The organism is Nonomuraea sp. NPDC050790, assembly GCF_044456745.1.
Lineage (GTDB): Bacteria > Actinomycetota > Actinomycetes > Streptosporangiales > Streptosporangiaceae > Nonomuraea.
The window spans coordinates 170,899-192,912 of sequence record NZ_JBITGF010000006.1; the positions used below are offsets into that span (position 1 = coordinate 170,899).

Genomic DNA, 22,014 nt, shown 5'->3' on the forward strand with positions numbered 1-22,014 from the left:
CCGGCCAACCGGATTTACCCGGTCATCGCAGGGCGTCCACGGGTTCCATCCTGGCCGCTCGCAGGGCCGGGTAGAGCCCGGCGAGCAGGCCCACGAGCGCCCCGGCGAGCGGTGCCGCGACGGCCAGCCGTACGTCCAGGACGGGTGTCCACTGCTTGACCGCGCAGATCGCCACGACCGCCACCACCCCGGCGGACGCGCCGACCACGCCGCCCGTGAGGCCCGTCAGCGACGACTCCAGCAGAAACTGCGCGGCGACGTGGCGGCGGGCCGCGCCCAGGGCGCGGCGCAGGCCGATCTCGGTCACCCGCTCCATGACCGTGACCAGCGTGACGTTGGCGATGCCGACCGCGCCCACCACGAGCGAGACCAGGCCGAGGATCAGGAAGAGCGCGTTGACGTCGTTCTCGACACCGTCACGCGCCCTGGTCGGGCTCCGCGGGGCGCTCACCTGCAGCATGGCGGACCTGTCCGGACTGAGCGCGAGCGGCGCCTGCCCGGCGATGAGGTCGGCCGCGCCGATGCTCGTGTTGATCAGCACCCGGGTCACCTCGCGCAGGCCGAAGCGCTGCCCGATGGTGGGCGGCAGCAGGACCGCGCTGTCCAGGCTCCTCTCCCGCCGCAGGCCGCCCAGAACCCCGATGACCGTGTACGCGCGTTCGCCGATGAACACCGCCGGGGCACGTTCCAGCCGGGTGACCCCGAGCAGCCGCGCCGCCCGCTCGCCCAGCACCACCACCTCGTCACCGCGGGCCAGGTGGCCGGCGTCGAAGTAACGGCCCTGGAGCATGCGGCCCTTGACCGCCGCGGGCAGCCCGGGATCGGTGGCGACCACGGCGAGCGTCAGCTCGGCCGCCCGGCTCGGATCGACGAGGTCGTTGGCCCGGACGGCGATGTTGGCGCTGCGCTCCGCCTCGGCCAGCGCGGCGGCCGAGGTCACCCCGCGCAGCCGCGTCACCTCCTTCACATCCGCCCACCCGACCAGCGGATGGTCGTCGGCGGGGACGTCGACGGTCACGGAGGTCGCGGTCAGCTCGTCGAACCGGCCGACGATCTGGTTGCCCGCGGTGGCCGCGGTGCCCAGCGTGATGACGAGGGTGGCGATGCCCAGCACGGTGCCCAGAGCGGTCAGGGCGGAGCGGACCGGACGGGCCAGCAGGCCCGCCGTCGCCTCGGCCCACAGGTCACTGATCTTCACTGAGCACTCCGTCCGTGATCCGCAGCCGGCGCCCCGCCCTGCCGCTCACCTCGTTCTCGTGGGTGATGACGACGATCGTCAGCCCCTGCGCGCACAGCTCGTCGAACAGGGCGAGCACCCCTTCGGTGTTCCTGCTGTCCAGCGCGCCGGTCGGCTCGTCGCACAGCAGCAGCGAGGGTGCGCCGAGCAGGGCGCGGGCGATGGCGGCGCGCTGGCGTTCGCCGCCGGACAGCCGTTCGGGCGGGAAGTCCACCCGGTGCGACAGGCCCACCCGGTCCAGTTGTTCCAGCGCGCGGGTCCTGCGGGTCCTGCGGTCGCGCCCGCCGTACACCTCGGCCAGCATCACGTTCTCCACCACGCTGCGGTGCGCGAGCAGGTGGAACGCCTGGAAGACGAAGCCGATACGGCTGCCGCGCAGCCTGGTCCTGGCGCTGTCGGGCATCGAGGTGGTCTCGATGCCGTCCAGCCGGTAGCTGCCCGAGGTCGGACGGTCCAGCAGGCCCAGCACGTTCAGCAGCGTCGACTTGCCCGACCCCGACGGGCCGACGACCGCCACGTAGTCGGCCACGTGCACGCGCAGCGACACCTCCGACAGCCCGAGCACCGGCGGGTCGGCGGGGAACTCCTTGGTCAGCCCGGTCAGCTCGATCACCGGTTCAGGCACCGCCGACCACCACCCGGTCGCCCTCCTTGAGCGCGCCGGTGACCTCCACGTGGCCTCCGGCGGTCAGCCCGGTGCGTACCTCGACGTCCTTCGTCCGGTCGGCGCCGACCTCGACCTGCACCCTGGGCCGGCCGTCCGCCGCCGTGACCACGGCCGCCACCGGCACCGACAGGACCTTCTCCCGGGTCGCGCCGACCGTCACCCGCACCGTGACGCCCGCTCCGGCCAGGCCCTTGAGCCCGGCCATCGACCTGGGCGTGACCAGCACCGCCGCCGCGCCGGCCTTGGCCCTGCCCACTCCTACCGAGCTGACGGTGGCGGGAATGGCCTTGCCCGCCTCGGTCTCGACGACCGCCGCCAGCCCGCGCTTCAACAACTTCGCCTCGGCCGCCTCGACCGAGCCCGACACCACGAACGCGGAGCTCGTGACCGTCGCGAACGCCTTGTCCACCACCTCGCCCGCCTTGACCGCCGCCTTGTGCAGCCGGGCGGGCAGCTTCGGCAGGAACACCACCTCGCCCGCGGGGACGGTCGTGCCGTAGGTGCGCGAGTACTCCACCAGGAGCGCCCTGGCCGCCGCCAGATCCTCGCGCGCGCCGGCCACCTTGAGCTTGACCGGGGAGAGCTGCCTGGCCTGGCGCAGCGCCTGCCCGGCCGTGGCGACGGCCTCGCGGGCGAGCCGCACCGCCTTGCGCGCCTCGGTCAGCCGCCGCTCGCGCGCCTGCTCCGCCTCCGCGCGGGCACGGTCGAGCGCCCGGTGCGCGGCGTCGAGGTCCGCTTGGGCATTGCCGGGGTTGGCGCTGGGGCTTGGGCTGGGGCTCGGCGCCTGCATCTTCTCCTCGGCAGCGCGTACGGCGGCCTCGGCCGCCTCCACCTTGGCCACGTCCTCGGGCAGGTAGCCGGCCGCCTCGGCCAGGGCTCGTTCTGCGTCCCGGAGATCCTGCTCGGCGTTGGCCAGCCTGAGCTTGAGCGGCCCCACGTCACGTCCCTGCTCCAGGGCTTTGCGCTGGTCGGCCAGCGTTTCCTGGGCGGTTCGCACGGCCCGGCGGAGTTCGTCGTGCCGCTGCCTGGCCTCGATCGTGGGCCGTTGCGCCGCGTACCCCTTGCCGGCGTAGAAGCGGGTCACCGCCGCCACCGTGGCCGCGTCGAACACCCCCGACGCCCGCACCCGCAGCGCCCGCTGCAACTGCCTGACGTCCTCGCCCCTGGTGCCGGGGGCCAGCGTGCGGTGCATCGGGACCTTGCCGGTGAAGGCGAAGACCGGGCGGCCGTTGACCTCCATGAGCGTGCCGCCGTCCCTGACCCTTCCCGGCACCGGGGCGCGGGTGGCGCGCTGCAGGGTCTCGTCGCCGCCGACGACTCCTGCCAGCATGACGGGCTGCGGCGAGCCGTACTCCAGAGTGCCCGCGACGACCACCGTGCTGACCAGCCTGCGCAGCTCCACCGGCGCCGTGACCAGCGACGGCTTCGGCGGCGTGCGCATGGCCGCCTCGTCGGCCGGCGAGCGCAGCCGCGTGCTCACGCCCCAGCCCGCCGCCGCGACCACCACGACTCCCGTCAGCACGGCCAGCGGCTTCCTGCTCTTCACGACTGCGGGAGGAAGCCGAACCGCAGCCGCGCCTCGTTGTTGAGCCGCGTGCTCAGCGGGTTGAACGCCGCGTAGAACTCCCTGCCGCACTCCAGGTCGGTCAGCGCCGCCTTGATCTCCCTCGTCAGGTACGGCCGCGCGGCCTGCGCCGACCACTCCTTCTGCCCCACCAGGTCCGACCACTCCTGCGGCCCCCGGCTGACCAGGTCGAGCGGCCTGGTGGAGCGGACCTTCTCCCCCTTGCCCGTCAGGCACTGCGCGAACGGCCCGGCCAGCTCGTTGAGCTTGGCGTCGCCGTTGAGCTCCCTGTCCACCTGCTCGATCGCCTTCGCCGTCAGGTCGGAGAAGTCGGCCAGCGAGGTGACCTCAAGCCCGAAGACCTGCTTGACCGCGCTCGTGTAGCAGGTCTTCACCTGCTTCTCGTACGCCTCCCGCTGCCCCTTGCCCAAACCCGCCTTGACGGGTTCGTTGGGATCCTGGCTCGGCGGCTCGGCCTCGTCCTTGTAGACGAACCGGGAGAACATCCCGAACCCATGCTTGGACCTGACCTCCTTCAAACTCGCGTAGTCGCCGCCCGCCACGCGCTTCTCAAGGTCGGACTGCCGGAACGGCGGCACGTGGACCACATACGTGAAGCCCTTCTGCTTCATGCAGTCCGCGATCAGCGTTTCCCGTTCGTGCCGTCTGTCCTTGGCCTCCGGCTCCGGGGCGGACGCGTTCCCGCCCGCACTCCCGCACCCCGTGAGCAGGGCCAGCCCCAGCAGGCCGCAGACGGCCAGTCGCTTCGTCATGCCGGACACTCTGGGCCGCCCGTTCATCCGCCCCGCGGTGGCCGCGTATCGGCCGCGTATCAGTTGGCGTTTACCGTGCTCTGACGGTGTGCTTGACTCCTCCCTTGTAACCACAGCCTCGGGGAGGGGCCATGGGGGAGTTCGTGGGGATCGACCCCATTCGGGCGGAACAACTGATGCGCGAAATGGCCGGGGGCCAGGCCGTTCTCGGCCGTGCCAGGCCCGGTCTCGAAGCCGCCATTGCCGAAGCCGGTCCCTCCTGGGAAGGCGCCGCGGGCACCACCGCGATGCACAAATCCTGGGCCTTTCTCGACGAAACCCGGCGCGACCTCAAATGGCGTATGGACACGCTCCGCCAAATGGTTCCCGGAACCGGCCTGCTGAGCGCGTCGCTGCCCTTCGCCAGTGAAACGGAGGCCGCCCGGCAGGGCAGTTCCGCCGGCCGACGTATCGCCGACGCACTGAAGAACATGGAAATAGACCCCACAGTGGAAACGTGGCGAAAGGTGACCGCCGCCGCGGCCGCCACGCAATCCCACCTGAACGACCCCGCCTACGCCGCCGCCCTGCTCAACGCCCTCGGCCCCGACCGGTTCCGCGCGCTGTTCATGCACGGGATGAAGAACTTGGGCCCGGCCACGGACAAGGGCGCGCCGCCGGACGTCCTGCGGCAGACCGGGCTGACGCCGCTGGCCCAGGCGTACACGAACGCCGAACGGGCCGGACGCCTGGGCCCGAAATGGCTGGACGACTTCTTCGCCTCCACCCCGCCCGGCGTACTGACCTCACTGATCACGCTGGCCCGCCCCTCCAGCAGACTCCTCAACAAGGTGGCCACCCGGGTATTGGGCCGCCCCTTGGCCGCCGACCTCCCCACCAGCCAGAACTGGAACCTCAACGCCCTCGTCGACGCCTACGCCGCCGACCCCGCGGCCCTGCAGACCCTGCTCGCCACCGACAAGAACGCCGCCCACGGCCTGCTGCACCCCCAGCGCGTCCGGATGAGCGGCATCGACGACATCCAGCAGAAGCTGGCCACCGTCCTGGACCAGGCTCTAGCCTCCGGCCCCCACCGCGACCAGGCGATGCTCAACATCATCCGCACCCTGGGCGCCGAAGACGGCCCATGGACCTCGGCGAGCTGGGGCGTCTGGAAAGACTCCCCGATCAGCGAAACCCTGGCCGCCAACATCGGCCCCCACCTCGACCAGCTGGCCCGGGCCCAGTCCAAACGCGACTCCCCCGAACTGACCGCCATCCACCCCACCTCCCCCTGGGACACCCTCACCCCCGACACCGCCTCCCGCTTCGTCGGCGTCCTCATGCAGGACGCGGACGCGGCGCGGCTCCTGATGAAGGCCTCCCAGGACTACACGCTGAGCCTGGACATCGGCCGCTTCCGCCCCTTCGGCGACGAGGCCGTCCAGGACCAGTACACGTCCCGGGCGGCGCTGGCCGGGGGAGTGGCGAACCTGATGCTGAGCGGGTCCACGCATGCGGAATGGTCTGATGACGAGTATGCGGATTGGGTGGCGGGGGTGGCGTTGCTGCCTGTGTCATGGCTTTCCAACAAATACTGGCCCATCCAGGACCCCACACTGGCCACAGGCCGAGACATCGGCCTGGACGCCGCAAAAGACGGCGTCAAAAGTCTGATCACGGACTACTTTGACAACAAGACCCCTGCGACGGCGCGGGACGTCGGAGACAACATCATCAACCAGCAGATGCAGTGGGTGACGGAATCACTGAACGAGCATGGGCAGAAGCCGCTGACGGCCTCCCAGCGGAATGAGTTGCGGATGGCATTCCGGGGGCGCCTCTATGAGGCGTTGGTCGCGGCATTGCAGCAGCGGGGAGGATGAAGGTGACGATTCCCAATCAGGGGGAGCTGTTCCGGCAGGCCGCGGACAAGGAGTCGCTCGCCGCCGACTTCATGAGGTACGCCGAAGAGCTCGACCAGGTCTTCTCCGGGCTACTCGCGCAGCCGCAGGCCGTCGACGCGTTCTGGAAGGGACCGGCCGCGGGCCGCTTCACCGCCCAAGCCGTGCAACTGGCCCGAGAGATCCGCCTGCTCAGAGAGAACTGCGTGTCCACGGCGGAACGCCTTCGTCGTCAGGCCGAGCTCACCCGCACCGAAGCGGCTCAGCTTTCCATCTGAGCCGGACGTCATGCGCCCCGCTCGTAACAGCTCGTCTTGCCAACGATGAGGATGTGCGGTTTCTGCCCATTGCGGATGGCAATCGCAAAGGTGATTCCCGTAGTGGGATGCTGTACCACTGTCGTTCCGAGATTGTCGTCGCGAAAATCCAGGTCATCCACAATAGGAGAGTAGCTGCGCATCCGCAGCCAACTCGCCAGCAGCCCCGCGACGTTTCCCGGCGACTGTTTGTACGGCGGCCCCGTTAGATCACCATGGGCGCGGAAGAACCGCTGAACCTGTCCCTTCAGACATCCCGCCTCCTCATCCTGATCCGCCCGTTCTGTGATGGAGGCTGAACCGACGGCGCTCATGTCCTGTGAAGCCAGCAGTTTCTCGCCATCGGCGAGCAGAAGTTTCGCGGCCTCGTCCAGACCAGGTTTCTCAGGTTCTCGGGTACAGCCTGTCAGCCCGAAAAGGGAAACGAACGCCGCTGCGGCTGCCAGTCGTCGAATGTCTGGGCGCACGACCGGGACACTACCCAACCCTCACTCTCGCGTACACCTTGTATGTCACGCCAGATACAACCGGTCCCGAAACCCGCCCCGCTCCGCCCGCTTGCCGTCCGCCACCTTCTCCACCGCATCCCACTCAAGCCCGTCAACCGCCGCGATCGCCCGGAGCACCTCGTAGACGTCCGCGATCTCCCCGGCGACCTCGTCAGCCGGGGCCTCGCGCAGCTCAGTGGCCTCCTCGAACAGCTTGGCCAGCAGCGCCCCGCGATACTCCGCCACACCAAGCACCCGCACGTCCGGCTCCCCGCCGCCCCGCCGGATGATCTCCGGAATGTTGTCCCGCACCAGCTTCCCCATACCGCGTGACCTTAGCGAGTCGCGGTGACATTCCTCGGTGATCGCGAATTACGCTAGATCAATAAATATCGCGATCAAGGCTGGTATGTCCGGATGACTGTGGAGTTCTTCCGTGAGGAGCCGACCGCCCACTCCTCATGGCGGCTGGCGGTGCTCATGGGTGCCAACGTGCGTACCTACAAGTTCGCCCTGGGCGAGGCCCTGCTGGACGCCGCCGCCCAGGGGCGGGGCGACATCCTGCTCAAGGATCTGGCCGTGCCGTACGCGATGAGTCTGGTGGAGCATCTGGCCCAGGCGCCGCAGGCTTCATCCAAGGTCGTGACCGCGGGAGCGGACTTTCTGGCCGTGGCGCGGGAGGAGGCGGAGGAGTCCGTACGGCTCGGCCGTCCCACCGAGAAACTGCTCGCCGCCGCCATGAAGTCGATGCCCGCCATGGTCATGCGGAAGTTTCACCGGTTGAGAGGCGAGGTGCCGCATCGTTTCTATGAGGTGACCGGGCCTGCTCGCGAGCGCGTGGTCAGGCTGACCGGCCCGCTCCTCGAGGTGGCCCGGTCGGAGCAGCAGCCGAGCCTGCGGGCGGAACTGGCCGCGCGGTGGAGCATCGTCGAGATGTCGTTCGCCGCCGGGGTGGGCAGGAGCCTGGTCGAGGAGGGCGTCGCGGTCGACCTGCCGACGCTGCGGATCACCGACAAAGTACGGCGGCGCCCGGTCACCGGGGTCACCGAGGCCGTCATCGGGTTCCAGCACGGCCGGTGCCTGATCTGCGCCGACCCGCTCGTTCCCGGGGTGGACGAGGTGGCGGTGGACCACGTGTTCCCGTACTCGTTCCGGCGCCTCGTGTCGGCCGTCGACCTGGACGCGATCTGGAACCTCGCCCCCGCACACCGCCCCTGCAACGCCCGCAAGAGCAACCGGCCGCCCACGCCCGGCGAACTCACCCGGCTGGCCATGCGCAACGAGGCGATCATGCGTTCGCCCCATCCGCTGAAGCGCACGCTCCAGCTCACCTTGACGGGGAGGGGCGGGTGGCGGGAGTTCATCCAGGCGGTGGGCGGCCAGGTCGGCTGGCGGGTCGTACCGTGAGGTGAACTGGATTGCTCAGCACAGGAGGTGGGCGATGCGGCGGATTGTACTCGTCGGGCTGGGGATGTCGAGCTGGTCCGTCGTGTGCTGTCCGATCTGCTGCTCACCCCCGTCCTGCGCGGCGAGCTGGAGATCGTGCTGCACGATCGCGATCCCGGGCTCAGGGCCACGGTGGAGGCGCTGGTCAGGGCGCTGGACGGGGAAGCGCGCCGCCTGGAAGTGGGTCAAGTTCCTCGGCTCCACCGCCTGCGACCACGCCGACGAGATCAACGAGATCGTCGGCACCGCGATGGAACGGGTGTGGCTGGGCGAGAAGGACGCCCTTCCGCCCTCACCGCGGCCAACACGCAGGTCAACGCCCTCTTCGAACGGGAGTGAAATGAAGGTCCTGGCTCTGACGTCCGTGTTGCTCGCCGGCCTGCTGGGAGGCGGTACGGCCGCCGCCGACTGGGTCCCGAAGCCGTCGGACCGTTGGCAGTACCAGTTGCAGCCCAACGCCACCGGCCCCGGCACCGTCGGCGGAATCCGCATGGACCTGTGCGCCGTGCCGTACACCGGAGGCGCCTGCGTCAAACCCAACGTCTACGACATCGACCTCTACGGCCCCGACCAGGTCACCCCGAACAAGGCGGCCGTCGCCGCCATCCACGCCGCCGGCGGCCACGCCATCTGCTACGTGTCGGCCGGAAGCTGGGAGGACTGGCGCCCCGACAAGAACGCCTTCCGCGCCTCCGTAAAAGGCAACAACCTCGACAACTGGCCCGGCGAGAAATGGCTCGACATCCGCAAACGCGACGTCCTGCTCCCCATCATGAAAGCCAGGGTCGCCAAATGCGCCCAGGCGGGCTTCGACTCGGTCGAGTTCGACAACGTGGACGCCTTCCAGAACGACAACACCGGCTTCCCCCTGACCGCCGCCCACCAACTCGCCTACAACAAGGCCCTGGCCGGCCTCGCCCACTCCCACGGCCTGTCCGCCGGCCTCAAGAACGACCTGGACCAGGTATCCACGCTGGTCAAGTCGTTCGACTACGCGGTCAACGAAAGCTGCCAGGCGTGGAACGAATGCGAAGTCCTGAACACCTTCCTGAAGGCCGGAAAGCCCGTCTTCCAGATCGAATACACGGACGAGGGCACGACCGCTCACACCACCTGCCCACCCGCGAACAAGGCCGCCAGAAGCACCATCCTCAAAACCCTCCCCCTCACCGCCACCCCCTGGACCCCCTGCCGCTGAGCGGCTCGTTCACTCGGCAGGCGGCGTCACGCGCAACTCGAAGTCCGGCGCGTACAGGGCGGGGTCCAGAAGCCGGGCGGCGGGAATCCCCGCCCTGTGGGCATCGGCGAGAATCCGGCGCACGCGTCCGCCCGCGTAGGCCATGTCCGGCTCGGGGTCCTCGATCTTGGTGAACCCGGCGGCCTGACGATCGTCGCTCCACACGTGGCCGAGCAGCCGTCCGCGCCGATCGTGCAGGGCGGCCCGGCGTACCGGACCGGTGGGCTTGGCGTCGTAGGTGTCGGGCCGAGAGACGGTCACGGGGGTCACGTAGTCGTGGAAACGGGGATTCGGGTTTTCAGTCATCGGCTGGTCCTTTCCACCCGCGGTCGGCGTCCATGGACGGTGGCGCGTCCCAGTCGGGTGGTCTGGTCCAGCCGTCCGGGACGACGTCCGCCTCCATGTACCACTGGCCGTCCTTACGGTATACACCGCGCACGATGTACGACGTGCCGCGGCGCAGGAGGATCTCGCGTTCGGTGTACAGCCCGGTGACGGGATACATGTTGAGCGCCCCGTGTCCTTTGGGGACGCGTAACATCACGCGGACGTCCCCGTCGAACCCTGCCCGCCGCCCCACGCTCGTGCTCAGATACCCCGGTTCGGTGATGACGGCGCCTTCCAGCCCTTCCATCTCCTCCGGCGACTTGATGTCGACTCCCATCGCCTCCAGAAGCTTCTTGTTCACACCCCTGTGCAGGACCACGTCAGAGGGCAGGGGAGACTTGGCGATCGCCCGATCCATGGCGGTGATGTGGTCGGAGACGTCGGGAGACCAGACGACGCCGGGGTCGACGGCCTTGGCCCGCAGCGCCGGGTTGATCTCCATGTAGCCGGAGCCGCCGTAGAACCGTAGCGCGCGTATCTCCTCGAGTGTCAGACCCGGCAACGGCAGGTTGTCCCGTGCCCATGCGCGTCCGGCGGCGTTGCTGCCGTGCCGTAGCGCATCGTCCAGAGTGTCGCCGGGACGGACCACGGACCTGGCCGCCCTGCCGAGCGCTCCGGCGGTCCGGGTGGTGGCCGAGGCTCCGCCGCCGGCGCCCGCGGTGGTGATGGCGGCAACGATGTCTGGAATGAGACGGCCGAACGCCCGATCGGGATTGGACATCCAGGTGCCCCAGTCCACCACCGACTTCGCGAACGCGCCCGGGTTCTGAACGCCGTGGAGCAGTCCTTGGGCCATGTCGCTGAGGCTGCGCTGCCAGCCCATGAAGTCGGCCATCGCCCGGACGGGCGAGTAGTCGATCACCAGCTTGCCCAGCCCGGCCACGCTCTCCACCGCGCCCTTGGCCGCCTCGATCGTCCTGTCTCCGGAGTTCAGGTTCGCGTCGAAGGTGGCCTGGGCGTGGTGGCCGACCCGGTCCCAGAACCCGCCGGCCAAGGGCAGGACCGCGCCGGGCGCGAAGAGGGAGGCGTCGATGGAGATGGCTGGTTTGCCCGCGCCGAAGAGCTCCGGCTTTTCCAGCTCCATCCGTTCCAGGAGCAGCAGCCGCTTGTTGATGTCGGGGCCCTGCGTTCCGGCCCACGCCGCGGTCCGGCGGATGGCGTCGGCGGAGGCGGTCGGCAGCCAGGCCCCGCGGAGGATGGACCACAACTCCTCGCCGATGGCGTCCAAGGACGCTTCGGCCTGGCGCAACGCGTCCTTGAGCGCGCGGACCCCCTCGGGGACCATGCCCTCCAGTTCGCTCACGTCGTACGAGCCAGCAGTGCCCGGAGTTCGTTCACCGCGTCGGCGCACCCTCTGCTCAGGGCCTGACGCTGAGCGGCCAGTTCGTCGGCGAACCGCTCCGCGGCCGGGCCGGTCCAGACGTTCTGGGCCATGAGCGCGGCCGCGCGGTCGAGGGCGGGCCTGGCTTGGTCGGTGAGCTGCTCGGCTCGGCGTAAGGCCTGTTCTACTTGCTCCCGGGTCATGGGCGACTCCCTCGGAGGCGTTGACCAAGCTCTTGGCCATTGGACTGCACCTCATCCGGTGAAGCAACCGAATTGCCAGGATTGGTGTGCAGCGTCAGATGGGGCGGCCTGGGCGGGGGCTGCGGCTCTCATGGAGTTCTTAGACGCGCTTTATAGCGCTTTTCGCCGACTTTGATGACGATGGGGCGATGGAGCGCGTGCCGCAGCAAGCCGTGGCCGGGAGGGCTCGCCGGTTCGCCGTCGCCGGCGGTGCGCTGCTCGTCGTGGCGCTGCTGGCCTACTGGGCTGGGAGCCTTGGGGGAGGCGGGGCCGTGCCGAGGCCGAGTCCGTCGCCGACACCTACGGCGACGACGCTCACGACGCCCGAGGTGTACAAGCGGGTCGGGCCGTCCGTGGTGGTGATTCAGGCGGGCAAGGCGTTCGGCACCGGGATGATCGCCGCCGAGGACGGCACGGTCCTGACGGCGCACCACGTGGTCAAGGGCTCCAAGGACGTCACGCTCACCTTCGCCGACGGCACCAAGGCCAAGGCGGTGGTGGCGTCCGCGAACCCCAAGCGCGACATCGCCACCCTCAAGCCGGAGAAGCTGCCGGAGATCGTCGTCCCGGCCACGCTCGGGGGCTCCGTCACGGTGGGCGCGCCGGTCGTGGCGATCGGGAATCCGCTCGGGCTGACCTACAGCGTGTCCACCGGTGTCGTGTCGGGGCTCGACCGTACCTCCCAGGACGGTGATCTGGAGGGGCTCATCCAGTTCGACGCCTCCGTCAATCCGGGCAGCTCCGGCGGTCCGCTGCTGGACGCCCGCGGGCTGGTCGTCGGGGTCGTGGTCTCGATCGCCGATCCGGGCGGCGACGAGGCGTTCGCCGGGATCGCGTTCGCGGTGCCGATCGGCGTGGCCCTGGGCGGCGACGAAGGCGACGGTCCGCCGGGCGGCGGGCCCCTGATCTGAAGGAAGGCCATGACCCATCCACTTGAACAGGTGCTGTTCGAGGTCAAACGTACGATCGTCGGCCAGGACGTCCTGCTGGAGCGCATGGCCGTCGCGCTGATCGCCGACGGCCATCTGCTGGTGGAGGGTGTGCCCGGCCTGGCCAAGACGCTCGCGGTGAAGTCGCTGGCCGCGGCGATCGCCGGGAGTTTCCAGCGGGTCCAGTTCACGCCGGACCTGGTGCCCGCCGACCTCGTGGGCACGCGCGTCTACCACCAGCACTCCGGCGAGTTCCGCACCGAACTCGGCCCGGTCTTCGCCAACCTGCTGCTCGCCGACGAGATCAACCGCGCCCCCGCCAAGGTCCAGAGCGCCCTGCTGGAGGTGATGCAGGAGCACCAGGTGACGATCGGCAGGGAGACGTTCCGGGTGCCGGAGCCGTTCCTGGTCATGGCGACCGAGAACCCGATCGAGTCCGAGGGCACCTATCCGCTGCCCGAGGCGCAGGTGGACCGGTTCATGATGAAGGTGGTGGTCGACTACCCGACGCAGGCCGAGGAGCAGGCGATCGTCGGGCGCGCGCTGCGCCCGCCCGAGCCGCCGCAGCCGACGGTGACGGCCGAGGAACTCATGGCGATGCGCGCGCGGGCGCAGCAGGTCTACGTCGATCCGGCCGTCGTCGACTACGCGGTACGGCTCGTCGCCGCGACGCGTACCCCCGCCACGGCCGGACTCGGTGAGCTGGAGCGGTACGTCACCTACGGCGCCAGCCCGCGCGCGTCCATCGCGCTCGTCACCGGCGCGCGGTCGCTCGCCTTCCTGCGCGGCCGCGACTACGCCCTTCCGCATGATCTGTCGGAACTCGCCCTCGATGTCTTACGGCACCGCCTCGTGCTGTCCTACGAGGCCCACGCCGACGACGTCGACGCCGACACGATCATCACCAGGGTCCTCGGCGCGGTCCGGGTGCCCGACGTCGTCCTGCAGAACCGCTGACCATGGCCACCGCCACCGAGAAACTCCTGCTCCGCCTGGAGTGGAAGGTCGTCCGCAGGCTCGACGGCCGGCTCCAGGGCGCCCACCGCACCGCGCACCGCGGCGCGGGGATCGACTTCACCGGGTTGCGCGCGTACACCGACGGCGACGACGCGCGGCACATCGACTGGAATGTGACGGCGCGGCTGGATGAGCCGCATCTGCGGGTGTTCACGGAGGATCGCGAGCTGACGGTGTGGCTCGTGCTCGACCGGTCGGCGTCGATGGCGGCGGGCCGGCCGGGGCGTGGCAAGCACGACGTGCTGGCCGAACTGGCGCTCGTCCTCGCCCGGCTGTTCGGGCGGGGCGGGAACCGGGTGGGCGCGGTGCTGTACGACGCGGGCTCGCTGCGGGTGGTGCCGCCCGGCACCTCCAGGCGGCACGCGCTGCGGATCGGCGCCGAGCTGGCCCGCACCGCCGAGGCCCGCGGCACCGCCACCACCGACCTGGCCGAGATGCTCGACGCGGCCGGACGGCTCGCGCGCCGCCGCGCACTCGTGGTCGTGCTGTCGGACTTCATCGGCGAAGGCGACTGGGAACGCTCGCTGCAGCGCCTGGCCAGGCGGCACGAGGTGGTCGCGCTGCGGATCACCGACACCGCCGATGACGTGCTTCCGCAGGCCGGGCTCATCGTGGTCGAGGACGCCGAGACCGGCGAGCAGCTCGTCGTCGACTCGGCCGACCCGTTGCTGCGGGTCCGCTTCCGCGCCGCCGTCGACGAGCGCGACGCCCGGCTGACGGCGGGCATGCGACGGGCCGGCGTGCCCGTTCACCGCATCGACACCGAACGCGACCTGGCCCAGGCGCTCGTCGAGGTCGTCGCCAGGACCCGGGACCGGGCGCCATGACCCTTTCCTCCCCGTTTCTGCTGGTCGTCGGGCTGTTCGTCACCGCGGCGCTGGCCTGGGCGGCCGTCGTCACCGCGCGCCGCCGGACGGCGTTACTCGCGCGGGCGGGGGCCGGGGTGACGGGCGGCCGGCCGTACCTGGGAGTGGGGCTGACGGTGGCCGGCGTGGGGGTGCTCGCGCTCGCCACCGCGGGACCCGCGGCGATGGTGCCGGTGCCGCGGACGGCGGGCACCGTCATCCTCGCCATCGACGTCTCCAACAGCATGGGCGCCGACGACGTCGCGCCCACCCGGCTGGCGGCCGCGCAACGGGCGGCCCGCGCGTTCGTGGCGGCGCAACCGGACAGTGTGGACATCGGGGTCGTCGCGTTCGAGCGCGGCGCGCTCACCACCGCCCGCCCCGACGCAGACCACTCCGTCGCGCTCAAGGCCATCGACCGGCTCAAGATCACCGGCGGCACCTCCCTGGGCACCGCCATCACCGCCTCGCTGTCGGCGATCACCGGCAAGCAGGTGGCCATCGGCCGCGACGGCGACACGCCCGACATCGGCTACTGGCCCTCGGCGACGATCGTGATCTTCTCCGACGGCCAGAACCGGGGCGCGGACGTCGAACCCGCCGCGACCCTCGCACAGCGCGCGAACGTCCACATCCACACCGTCGGCGTCGGCACCACCGCCGGCACCACGGTCAAGGTCGACGGCTACCACCTGCAGACTTCGCTGGAGGAGGACACCCTCACCTTGATCGCGCAGACCACCGGCGGCGCCTACCATCCCGCCTCCGACGCCGCGCGCCTCGACGGGATCGCCGACACGATCGACCTGCGCCTGACCGTCTCCGACGAGCCGTTGCCCCTGGCCGGCGGGCTGATCGCGCTCGCCGTCCTGCTGCTCACCGCGGGCGCCGCGCTCACCGTGCTCCGATCCGGGCGGGTGATCTGATGGAGTTCTCGTGGCCGTGGGCGTTGCTGTCCGTTCTGGCCATCCCGTTGATCTTCGCCATCCGCGCCTGGGCCCTGCGCCGCCGCCGGCGAGCCGCGGTCCGCGTCACCTCCATCGCTCTGGTACGGCTCGCGCTGCCCCGCCGTACCCGATGGACGCGGAAAATCCCCCCGGCGCTCCTCATCACCGGACTCGCGCTCCTGGCGGTCGGGGCCGCGCGCCCGCAGGCGTCGGTACCCGTGCCCACCACCTCGGCCACCATCCTGCTCGCGCTCGACACCTCCGGCTCCATGTGCTCCACGGACGTCGACCCCAACCGCATCACCGCCGCGAAGAAGGCCGCCGCGCAGTTCATCGAGTCGCAGCGGGGCGGGCCGCGCATCGGGCTGGTCACCTTCGCGGGCAGTGCGGGCCTGCTCGTCCCGCCCACCGACGACACCGACGCGCTGGTCGAGGCGCTGGAGGGCCTGACGGTCTCGCGCGGCACCGCGATCGGGCAGGCCATGCTCGCCGCCATCGACGCGATCGCCGAGGTCGACCCTGCCGTCGCCCCGACCGGTGCCGACGTGGCCGCCCCCGGCCCCGACTACGCCGGCGCCGCGATCGTCGTGCTCACCGACGGGGCCAACACCCAGGGCGTCGAACCCCAGATCGCCGCGCAGGAGGCGGCGCTGCGGCGGGTACGCGTGTTCACGATCGGCTTCGGCACCACGAAACCGGCGCCCATGGTGTGTGACAACTCCCAGTTCGACGGGCGCGGGTTCGGTGGCTGGGGCGGTCGCGGCGGCTTCGACCGGGGCCGCAACGTACGGATGATCGACGAGCCGGCCCTCAAGCGCATCGCGCAGACCACCGGGGGCTCCTACCACCGCGCCGAGAACGCCGGCCAGCTCCAGACCGCCCTCGCCACGCTGCCGGGCAGCTTCATCGTGGTTCGGCAACGCGTCGACACGGCCGCCTACTTCGCGGCCGGCGGGGCCGTGCTGATCACCGCGGCGCTGTCGCTGTCCCTGTGGTGGAACCGGCCTCGGTCCGCACGGTGACGTGCGCGGACAGCGCGCGGAGGAAGTCCGGCGCGTCGAAGGCCGCGCCTGCCGAGGCGACGCCTTTCGTTCTGGTACGCCCGGTGAGGATGCGTTCGACCGCCTCCACGGCCAAGGGGGCGCTGGTGGCGTAGATGTCCCTGCCTTCGGCGGTCACGCGGCGTTCCTCGTCACCCTTTCTAACGCGGACGTCGACCACGAAGGTCTCCTTCGGCCGTTCGCGCTCGTTTACCGGGGCTGACAGGTCTGTGGCCGCCTTTTCGGTCATGTAGGTACGGATCTCCGGGATCGCCAGGTGGCTCGCAATCGTGACGACGTCGGCCATGGTGAACTCCGCGATCACGTTCTGGGTTCCGAGCGGCTCGGGGAAGGGCCACTTCAGGGTCGGCAGCGGGTCGTCGTGGTACTCCAGGCGGCCGCCGGTGAAGCGTACTTTTCGGCCGGATCGGCGCTGTCCCGAGACCGCGCCGGAGGCCAGCGTTCCCGGGGTGGGGTGCCAGCCGCTGAGGCCGTAGGCGATGTGGGCCTCGTCTGCCGCGTTCCAGTTGTCCATGGCTGTGGTGACGAGGAGGTCGCCCAGGCCGCCGAAGAAGGCCATGGCCGGGATGACCGGTGTTTTGGCCGCCTCTCCTGTGAAGTGCTGGAAGGTGTCGTGGTTCGCTTCGATCTCTGCTGCTACGTCCACGTAGGGGATACCGGCGCGCAATGCCGCCTCGATGACCTTGGCGGCTGTCGTCGCGAAGGGGCCGGCCGTGTTGATCACGGCTGCGGCGCCGGTGAGATCGTCCGCCTGCCGCACCTCATCTCCTGGTTGCGCCATCGCGCGCAGCTTCTCCTCATCGCGGCCGAGAAGCAGCGGTACGTACCCCCGCTCCCGCAACTCCTTGACCACGAACCGCCCGGTATGCCCATAGGCGCCGAACACCGCCACCATCTGACCCGATCCCATAGCCTCGCCCTCTCTCGCTATGCCTCGATCCTTGCTGGCAGGGGGTTGGCGTGCCCAGTGTCCGGAACGACACGACCCGTACAATTCCGGACATGAGCCCATTTCCGCGCTCGGTGGCGGTGGCGGCCACCGACGGGATGCTGCACTTCGAGCTGGCGCTGGCCTACGAGGTCTTCGCCTCCGCCCCGGATGCGGTGCCCGGCCCCTGGTACGACGTGGTCGTCTGCGGCACCCACCCCGTCCGGGCCGGCCGCTTCCTGGTGGAACCCGACCACGGGCTCGACCGGCTGCCCCGCGCAGAAACCGTCATCGTCCCCGCCCTGGCCGACATCTCCCAGCCGCCGCCCGCCGACCTGGTCGAAGCAGTCCGCACCGCTCACGCTGCCGGCGCCCGGATAGTCTCCCTCTGCACCGGCGCCTTCGTCCTCGCCGCCGCCGACATCCTCGACGGCCTGCGCGCCACGACCCACTGGGCCCACACCGACGAGCTGGCCGCCCGCTTCCCCCGCGTGACCGTCGACCCCGACGTCCTCTACGTCGACAACGGCACCGTGCTCACCTCCGCGGGCAAGGCCGCGGCCATGGACCTGTGCCTGCACCTCGTCCGCCGCGACCACGGCTCCACGATCGCCAACCTGGTCGCCCGCCGCCTCGTCGTCCCCCCACACCGGGCCGGCGGCCAATCCCAGTTCGTCACCACCCCCATTCCCGCGCAGGACGATCACCCCCTCGCCGAGTTGTTGCCGTGGGTTATGCGGCGGTTGGATCAGCCGCTTGGGGTGGAGGATCTGGCTCGGCAGGCCAGCATGAGTTCTCGGCAGCTCACCCGGGTCTTTCGGGCCGTCACCGGGACTACGCCGTTGCGGTGGCTGGTCACGCAGAGGGTACGGCGGGCGCAGGAATTGCTGGAGACCACGGACGACAGTGTGGATGTGATCGCTTTGGCCGCGGGTATGGGCACGGCCACCTCTCTGCGCCGCCACTTCCACCGCACGGTCGGCGTCCCCCCGGACACCTATCGGCGTACGTTCCGCGCGTAGAGTTTCTGAACTCGCGACCCAGGCCAGAATCGCATCACCGCACAAAAGATTCTCTGGACCTTTCGGCATGTTGAGCTGGTCCGGGTTACGGCCCGATCGTCGTGGTCAAGGGCAGCGGTGACACCTGGATAATGAACGGACTGCCCGAGGACCAACAACTCTCCTCTTACGCCGCTAAGCACGGGATATCTCATGGCGGGACCAGATGACCGTCTGCTCCTTGCCGTCAAGCTCTTTCCACCGTTGGCCTGACGTCACCTCGTTTGCTATGTGCGCACCTTGAAGTGCGCATTGCGCGGCATCCTATGGTTCGATCGCATGTTCCTGCGGTGGCACGGGCAGGAAGACGCCCATGAACGGCGGCTCCGGTGACACGAGACGCCAGACAGTGCCGGAGAAGTCGCGGAACCAACGCTCCTGGAAGTTCTCCAGGTTGCCGTAGCGTGACTCGACGGGAATCTCCTCGAAGTCCCCGTTCCTGATCGCGGAGTCGAGCCATTTCTGGAACCGATCGAATTCTCCAGGGCTGCTGAATCCATGGATCTCGTCGTAGTGTTCAGTCATCGTTCCTCATCGGGAATTCGCCGCGGTCCACGATCCAGCTTTGATCCACGCGCTGTGGCATGACCACCTGGACGCCGCCACCGGCCAGGCCGCCCTGCTCGGCGGCGATACCCTCGTAGTAGGTGACGCCTGGAGGCACTCGGATCTCCACCCACTTCGTCGCTGTGTTTCCCCACTGGGTGAACAAGGCGCTGTCGAGAATGGATTGGACAGGGCCGGTGGGTTTCACCGTGGTCCAGTATGTTCCCAGTTCACCGGCGGTGCCACCGTAGACGCGGTAGAGCGCGGTTGGCTTGGTGGTCGTCACCACTGAATAGCTGCCGCTCCTGAACGTGGACATCACATCCGGTTGGTCGGCGAGCGGACCGGGATTCGAGGGCCCGTATCGAACCCCCGGCGAGCCTGCAGCGCCGGTACTTCCTGGACCCGGGGATGCCGGCCTGGCACTGGGGTTCTCCGAGGGGCGGGCCGCCTTGCCGGCAGTGGCAGCCAGCCTGGAGGCCGTGGTGCTACCCGCCGCGGCGCCGGCCGTAACGGCCGTGATCGTAATGTCGGGAAGGAATCGTCCGAACCAGCGTGCCGGATCCGTGGTCAAGGTCTTCCAGTCGGAGACCTGCTGGAGAAATCCGATGGGATCCCGAGCGGCGAATGCTCCGGCCTGGCGATAGCCGTCAAGCCGGGCCATGTAGCCGTCCCAGTCGGTGATCACGCCGAGGAGAGAACTCTGCCAGCCTTGCTTGATCAGGCCGACAGAACGCCCCTCCGGCTTCACACAGACGTAGCCCGTGAGGGAGCGGGAGGGGGAAGTATCGGGCGCGTGATCGAATACGCAGTTGTGGATGATAGGGCGCTGGGGGCGCTTGCACAGCGGTTGATAGAGATACCCGGCGTGGTCGCGGTGGTCCTTGGTGGCAGCCGGGCCCGTGGTACGTACCACCCGGACTCAGACATCGATCTGGGGCTGTACTACCGCGGCGATCTGGACGTGATGACGCTGCGTGCGCTGGCCGTACAGGAGACCGGCCAGCAGGCCGAAGTGACCGATCCGGGTGGCTGGGGGCCATGGGTCAATGGCGCTGGCTGGCTGACGATAGACAACTGGCGAGTCGACTGGATCTACCGCGATCTGGACCGCGTCGACCAGATCTGGGCAGACTGTCAGGTAGGCCGCTACGAGGTCGGAACCCAGGCCGGACATCCGCTGGGTTTCTACTCCCACTCCTACGCCGGCGAGGTAGCGCTGTGCCAGGTGCTGGCCGACCCCAGCCGAGAGCTTACCAACCTGCGAGAACGCGCCCAAACTTACCCGCTGGCACTGAGCGCTGCGCTCGTAAACGGGTTGTGGGAAGCCGACTTCTCCGTGACCTTGGCGCGGTACGGAGCGGCCGGCACCGATCCCACTTACGCAGCTGGCTGCCTGTTTCGCGCCGTCGGCGTCGCTTGCCATGCCCTGCACGGTCACGCAGGCCAGTGGCTGATCAACGAAGAGGGAATGGTGGCCTCGGCCGACCGGCTGCCTATCGCCCCGCATAACTTCGCTGCCCGGGCGCAGCGCCTGCTCGGCCATGTCGGCGAGTCAACACAGTTGATCGAGCAGATCGTCAGTAAAGCGGCCACCTTAGTGGGGGAAGTGAAGACAGCCGTCGGCCGCCGACCGTAGTCCGCACCACGCCGCCTAGCCATCAGGCGCCCATCGATGGGGACATACGTGCGCGTGGACGGCGCCAGCCAGGAAAGCCGCATTCCCAACTGACCGGTCACTCGCCTGACACCTTAGGCGGATCGTACGTCTGCAGCACCCGCTTTAGGAGAGCGGTGGCTGCTCCGTCTGCTAAAGCGGCTTGAGCTGGATAAATAGCTCATCCAGTGCACATGCCCTACAAGATCATCCCACAAATATCCCGGCCAATTCCGCACGCGTCATCCGGCGGCAAGCCAGGCTCGGAGCGCCAGAGACCTCCTGCAATCACCTGGTCATGGTTGTGGGGTGGCGCAACCGAACTTGGGAATCAAGGAAACATGAAGGTCGTAGACCTACCGTTAGAGGACGCCACCGCGCAAGTCCCGACGCTACGTTGCCTCTTGTGGTCCGTTGTGCGGTTTACTTGAGCTTGAATGGCGGAACTCTGGTCAGGGTGGGGTCTCGATTCTGCGTCGGGCGGCTCGTACTGTGGGCCGCGTCCCTGGGACGCTATTCCCTAGCCTCGTCCCGTCTCTCGGGGTGAATGCTCTCGAACGCTTCAGCCATCAGCTTCGCAACCGTCTGTACGTCGCTGTCGAGGGGTAGGAACTTCTCGTAGCTGGTCGCCGTGCGACTGCCTATGTGTGTAACGGAAATCGATAGGCCCTTCAACGGATGCGGAATCGCATCGAACTCCACATCCTCTACCCGAGCACGCATGGCGCCGAGATCGCCATACGGGCGAAACCCAATGGCTCTCAGCGTGTCCTGCCAGTTAGTCGTCACTGCTTGGCTCCTTAAATGCCATCCATCGGAACATTCGCCCGGGCGTCACAGTGGTCAGCGTACCCGGCTTTGTATGCCCACAGGATCGCCATGCGATGCGGGAGAGGTTGCTCGACAAGCGGAGGAGCCGCTTGCAGACGACCGCCTAACTCAAGGTCAACTTCGATTCGAAGGCTCCTAGCTGCCGCTCCATCACGCCGCGCGGCCAATGTCACATCAATGCTTCTTGCCTGTTCGGCATCCTGCGTGTGGACGGACAGGAGTTTCCCCAGCTAGGCGGCCATGACGATCCAGGTACGCGGACATGAAGCCCACCAGCTGGGCGGACGCGAGATATCCAGGTGGGCGGCCATCCAGTGGTACTGAGCAATTTCGGAGAGTTCCGGGCCAAGACCATCACGATCGCTGACTTCGGCAACCGCCATACGGGGCTGGGGCGATTGATGCCTCAAGGCCCTCCTCGGTCGGGCCTCACGGCATCGGGCACCAGGGTCTGGCTCGCCGGCGAGACCTCGTGGGCCGTGATGTCCCGTTCGAAGATGTACTGCGACGTCCGTGGATCCCCATCTCGGGAATCTGTCCATGATGTCCGCCTGCCTGGAGTTCATTTGGCCGCCTAGCAGGATCCACATGGCCGTCTACCTGGCATGACGTGTCCGCGCGGCAGGGTTC

The 22,014-nt window shown here is 69.1% G+C and carries 25 protein-coding genes; 11 read left to right on the plus strand and 14 right to left on the minus strand.

The window, feature by feature from the left end:
• Positions 1 to 22: 22 nt before the first annotated feature.
• The 4 genes from ACIBEJ_RS30175 to ACIBEJ_RS30190 are packed head-to-tail and all read right to left on the minus strand — an operon-like array spanning position 23 to position 4,241.
• Complete coding sequence (locus ACIBEJ_RS30175) at positions 23 to 1,198, minus strand: ABC transporter permease (protein ID WP_397186247.1); 1,176 nt, start codon at positions 1,196 to 1,198, stop codon at positions 23 to 25.
• Positions 1,185 to 1,862 (minus strand): ABC transporter ATP-binding protein, encoded by a 678-nt coding sequence (locus tag ACIBEJ_RS30180; protein WP_397186248.1) that lies wholly within the window; start codon positions 1,860 to 1,862, stop codon positions 1,185 to 1,187. Before ACIBEJ_RS30180 ends, ACIBEJ_RS30175 begins: the two co-directional genes overlap by 14 nt.
• Positions 1,855 to 3,450 (minus strand): peptidoglycan-binding protein, encoded by a 1,596-nt coding sequence (locus ACIBEJ_RS30185; protein WP_397186249.1) that lies wholly within the window; start codon positions 3,448 to 3,450, stop codon positions 1,855 to 1,857. The genes ACIBEJ_RS30180 and ACIBEJ_RS30185 overlap by 8 nt, the downstream gene beginning before the upstream one ends.
• On the minus strand, positions 3,447 to 4,241 hold the full coding sequence (locus tag ACIBEJ_RS30190; RefSeq protein ID WP_397186250.1) for a hypothetical protein: 795 nt from the start codon (positions 4,239 to 4,241) through the stop codon (positions 3,447 to 3,449). The genes ACIBEJ_RS30185 and ACIBEJ_RS30190 overlap by 4 nt, the downstream gene beginning before the upstream one ends.
• 131 nt (positions 4,242 to 4,372) lie before the next feature.
• Between ACIBEJ_RS30190 and ACIBEJ_RS30195 the strand changes: the two genes are divergently transcribed.
• Positions 4,373 to 6,106: a hypothetical protein gene (locus ACIBEJ_RS30195; RefSeq protein WP_397186251.1), complete on the plus strand. Its 1,734-nt coding sequence runs from the start codon at positions 4,373 to 4,375 to the stop codon at positions 6,104 to 6,106.
• A gap of 2 nt (positions 6,107 to 6,108) precedes the next feature.
• Positions 6,109 to 6,402 (plus strand): WXG100 family type VII secretion target, encoded by a 294-nt coding sequence (locus ACIBEJ_RS30200; protein ID WP_397186252.1) that lies wholly within the window; start codon positions 6,109 to 6,111, stop codon positions 6,400 to 6,402.
• A gap of 8 nt (positions 6,403 to 6,410) precedes the next feature.
• Here the strand turns inward: ACIBEJ_RS30200 and ACIBEJ_RS30205 are convergent, their stop codons facing one another.
• Positions 6,411 to 6,908 carry a hypothetical protein gene (locus ACIBEJ_RS30205; RefSeq protein WP_397186253.1) on the minus strand — a complete coding sequence of 166 codons (498 nt, stop codon included), beginning with the start codon at positions 6,906 to 6,908 and terminating at the stop codon, positions 6,411 to 6,413.
• A 45-nt stretch (positions 6,909 to 6,953) separates the two neighbouring features.
• Positions 6,954 to 7,253, minus strand: coding sequence for a nucleoside triphosphate pyrophosphohydrolase (locus ACIBEJ_RS30210; protein ID WP_397186254.1), 300 nt, complete (start codon positions 7,251 to 7,253; stop codon positions 6,954 to 6,956).
• Between the two features lie 93 nt (positions 7,254 to 7,346).
• On the opposite strand from ACIBEJ_RS30210, the gene ACIBEJ_RS30215 reads away from it, so the two are divergent.
• The gene (locus tag ACIBEJ_RS30215) at positions 7,347 to 8,336 is read left to right on the plus strand and encodes an HNH endonuclease (RefSeq protein WP_397186255.1); all 990 of its coding nucleotides are present in this window, start codon (positions 7,347 to 7,349) and stop codon (positions 8,334 to 8,336) included.
• 15 nt (positions 8,337 to 8,351) lie between these two features.
• Here ACIBEJ_RS30215 and ACIBEJ_RS30220 read toward each other — a convergent pair whose 3' ends face one another.
• Positions 8,352 to 8,564, minus strand: coding sequence for a hypothetical protein (locus ACIBEJ_RS30220; protein ID WP_397186256.1), 213 nt, complete (start codon positions 8,562 to 8,564; stop codon positions 8,352 to 8,354).
• A gap of 151 nt (positions 8,565 to 8,715) precedes the next feature.
• Between ACIBEJ_RS30220 and ACIBEJ_RS30225 the strand changes: the two genes are divergently transcribed.
• The gene (locus ACIBEJ_RS30225) at positions 8,716 to 9,573 is read left to right on the plus strand and encodes an endo alpha-1,4 polygalactosaminidase (RefSeq protein WP_397186257.1); all 858 of its coding nucleotides are present in this window, start codon (positions 8,716 to 8,718) and stop codon (positions 9,571 to 9,573) included.
• A 9-nt stretch (positions 9,574 to 9,582) separates the two neighbouring features.
• Here the strand turns inward: ACIBEJ_RS30225 and ACIBEJ_RS30230 are convergent, their stop codons facing one another.
• Genes ACIBEJ_RS30230 through ACIBEJ_RS30240 form a run of 3 tightly spaced genes read right to left on the minus strand, consistent with a single transcriptional unit; the run spans position 9,583 to position 11,523 of the window.
• Positions 9,583 to 9,918, minus strand: a complete 336-nt coding sequence (locus tag ACIBEJ_RS30230; RefSeq protein ID WP_397186258.1) for a hypothetical protein — start codon at positions 9,916 to 9,918, stop codon at positions 9,583 to 9,585.
• Positions 9,911 to 11,302: an ADP-ribosyltransferase gene (locus tag ACIBEJ_RS30235; RefSeq protein ID WP_397186259.1), complete on the minus strand. Its 1,392-nt coding sequence runs from the start codon at positions 11,300 to 11,302 to the stop codon at positions 9,911 to 9,913. The genes ACIBEJ_RS30230 and ACIBEJ_RS30235 overlap by 8 nt, the downstream gene beginning before the upstream one ends.
• Positions 11,299 to 11,523, minus strand: coding sequence for a hypothetical protein (locus tag ACIBEJ_RS30240; RefSeq protein WP_397186260.1), 225 nt, complete (start codon positions 11,521 to 11,523; stop codon positions 11,299 to 11,301). The genes ACIBEJ_RS30235 and ACIBEJ_RS30240 overlap by 4 nt, the downstream gene beginning before the upstream one ends.
• Positions 11,524 to 11,711: 188 nt before the next feature.
• Here ACIBEJ_RS30240 and ACIBEJ_RS30245 point away from each other — a divergent pair, with 188 nt between their 5' ends.
• The 5 genes from ACIBEJ_RS30245 to ACIBEJ_RS30265 are packed head-to-tail and all read left to right on the plus strand — an operon-like array spanning position 11,712 to position 16,322.
• On the plus strand, positions 11,712 to 12,473 hold the full coding sequence (locus ACIBEJ_RS30245; protein ID WP_397186261.1) for a S1C family serine protease: 762 nt from the start codon (positions 11,712 to 11,714) through the stop codon (positions 12,471 to 12,473).
• Between the two features lie 9 nt (positions 12,474 to 12,482).
• Complete coding sequence (locus tag ACIBEJ_RS30250) at positions 12,483 to 13,448, plus strand: AAA family ATPase (RefSeq protein WP_397186262.1); 966 nt, start codon at positions 12,483 to 12,485, stop codon at positions 13,446 to 13,448.
• A 2-nt stretch (positions 13,449 to 13,450) separates the two neighbouring features.
• The gene (locus ACIBEJ_RS30255; RefSeq protein ID WP_397186263.1) at positions 13,451 to 14,335 is read left to right on the plus strand and encodes a DUF58 domain-containing protein; all 885 of its coding nucleotides are present in this window, start codon (positions 13,451 to 13,453) and stop codon (positions 14,333 to 14,335) included.
• Positions 14,332 to 15,279 (plus strand): VWA domain-containing protein, encoded by a 948-nt coding sequence (locus tag ACIBEJ_RS30260; protein WP_397186264.1) that lies wholly within the window; start codon positions 14,332 to 14,334, stop codon positions 15,277 to 15,279. The genes ACIBEJ_RS30255 and ACIBEJ_RS30260 overlap by 4 nt, the downstream gene beginning before the upstream one ends.
• A complete protein-coding gene (locus ACIBEJ_RS30265; protein ID WP_397186265.1) occupies positions 15,279 to 16,322 on the plus strand; it encodes a VWA domain-containing protein in 1,044 nt (347 codons plus the stop codon). The genes ACIBEJ_RS30260 and ACIBEJ_RS30265 overlap by 1 nt, the downstream gene beginning before the upstream one ends.
• On the opposite strand, the gene ACIBEJ_RS30270 is transcribed toward ACIBEJ_RS30265, so the two are convergent.
• Entirely contained in the window at positions 16,267 to 17,271 is a 1,005-nt protein-coding gene (locus tag ACIBEJ_RS30270; protein ID WP_397186266.1) for an NAD(P)H-binding protein, read from the minus strand. The genes ACIBEJ_RS30265 and ACIBEJ_RS30270 overlap by 56 nt on opposite strands.
• Before the next feature lie 92 nt (positions 17,272 to 17,363).
• Here ACIBEJ_RS30270 and ACIBEJ_RS30275 point away from each other — a divergent pair, with 92 nt between their 5' ends.
• Positions 17,364 to 18,311 (plus strand): helix-turn-helix domain-containing protein, encoded by a 948-nt coding sequence (locus tag ACIBEJ_RS30275; RefSeq protein ID WP_397186267.1) that lies wholly within the window; start codon positions 17,364 to 17,366, stop codon positions 18,309 to 18,311.
• Between the two features lie 303 nt (positions 18,312 to 18,614).
• Here the strand turns inward: ACIBEJ_RS30275 and ACIBEJ_RS30280 are convergent, their stop codons facing one another.
• Together ACIBEJ_RS30280 and ACIBEJ_RS30285 are read right to left on the minus strand one after the other, a co-directional pair.
• Positions 18,615 to 18,875 carry a hypothetical protein gene (locus ACIBEJ_RS30280; RefSeq protein ID WP_397186268.1) on the minus strand — a complete coding sequence of 87 codons (261 nt, stop codon included), beginning with the start codon at positions 18,873 to 18,875 and terminating at the stop codon, positions 18,615 to 18,617.
• Positions 18,868 to 19,584: a hypothetical protein gene (locus ACIBEJ_RS30285; protein ID WP_397186269.1), complete on the minus strand. Its 717-nt coding sequence runs from the start codon at positions 19,582 to 19,584 to the stop codon at positions 18,868 to 18,870. The genes ACIBEJ_RS30280 and ACIBEJ_RS30285 overlap by 8 nt, the downstream gene beginning before the upstream one ends.
• A gap of 108 nt (positions 19,585 to 19,692) precedes the next feature.
• Between ACIBEJ_RS30285 and ACIBEJ_RS30290 the strand changes: the two genes are divergently transcribed.
• Positions 19,693 to 20,535, plus strand: a complete 843-nt coding sequence (locus ACIBEJ_RS30290) for a nucleotidyltransferase domain-containing protein (protein ID WP_397186270.1) — start codon at positions 19,693 to 19,695, stop codon at positions 20,533 to 20,535.
• Between the two features lie 531 nt (positions 20,536 to 21,066).
• On the opposite strand, the gene ACIBEJ_RS30295 is transcribed toward ACIBEJ_RS30290, so the two are convergent.
• The gene (locus ACIBEJ_RS30295; RefSeq protein ID WP_397186271.1) at positions 21,067 to 21,342 is read right to left on the minus strand and encodes a hypothetical protein; all 276 of its coding nucleotides are present in this window, start codon (positions 21,340 to 21,342) and stop codon (positions 21,067 to 21,069) included.
• Between the last annotated feature and the right edge of the window lie 672 nt (positions 21,343 to 22,014).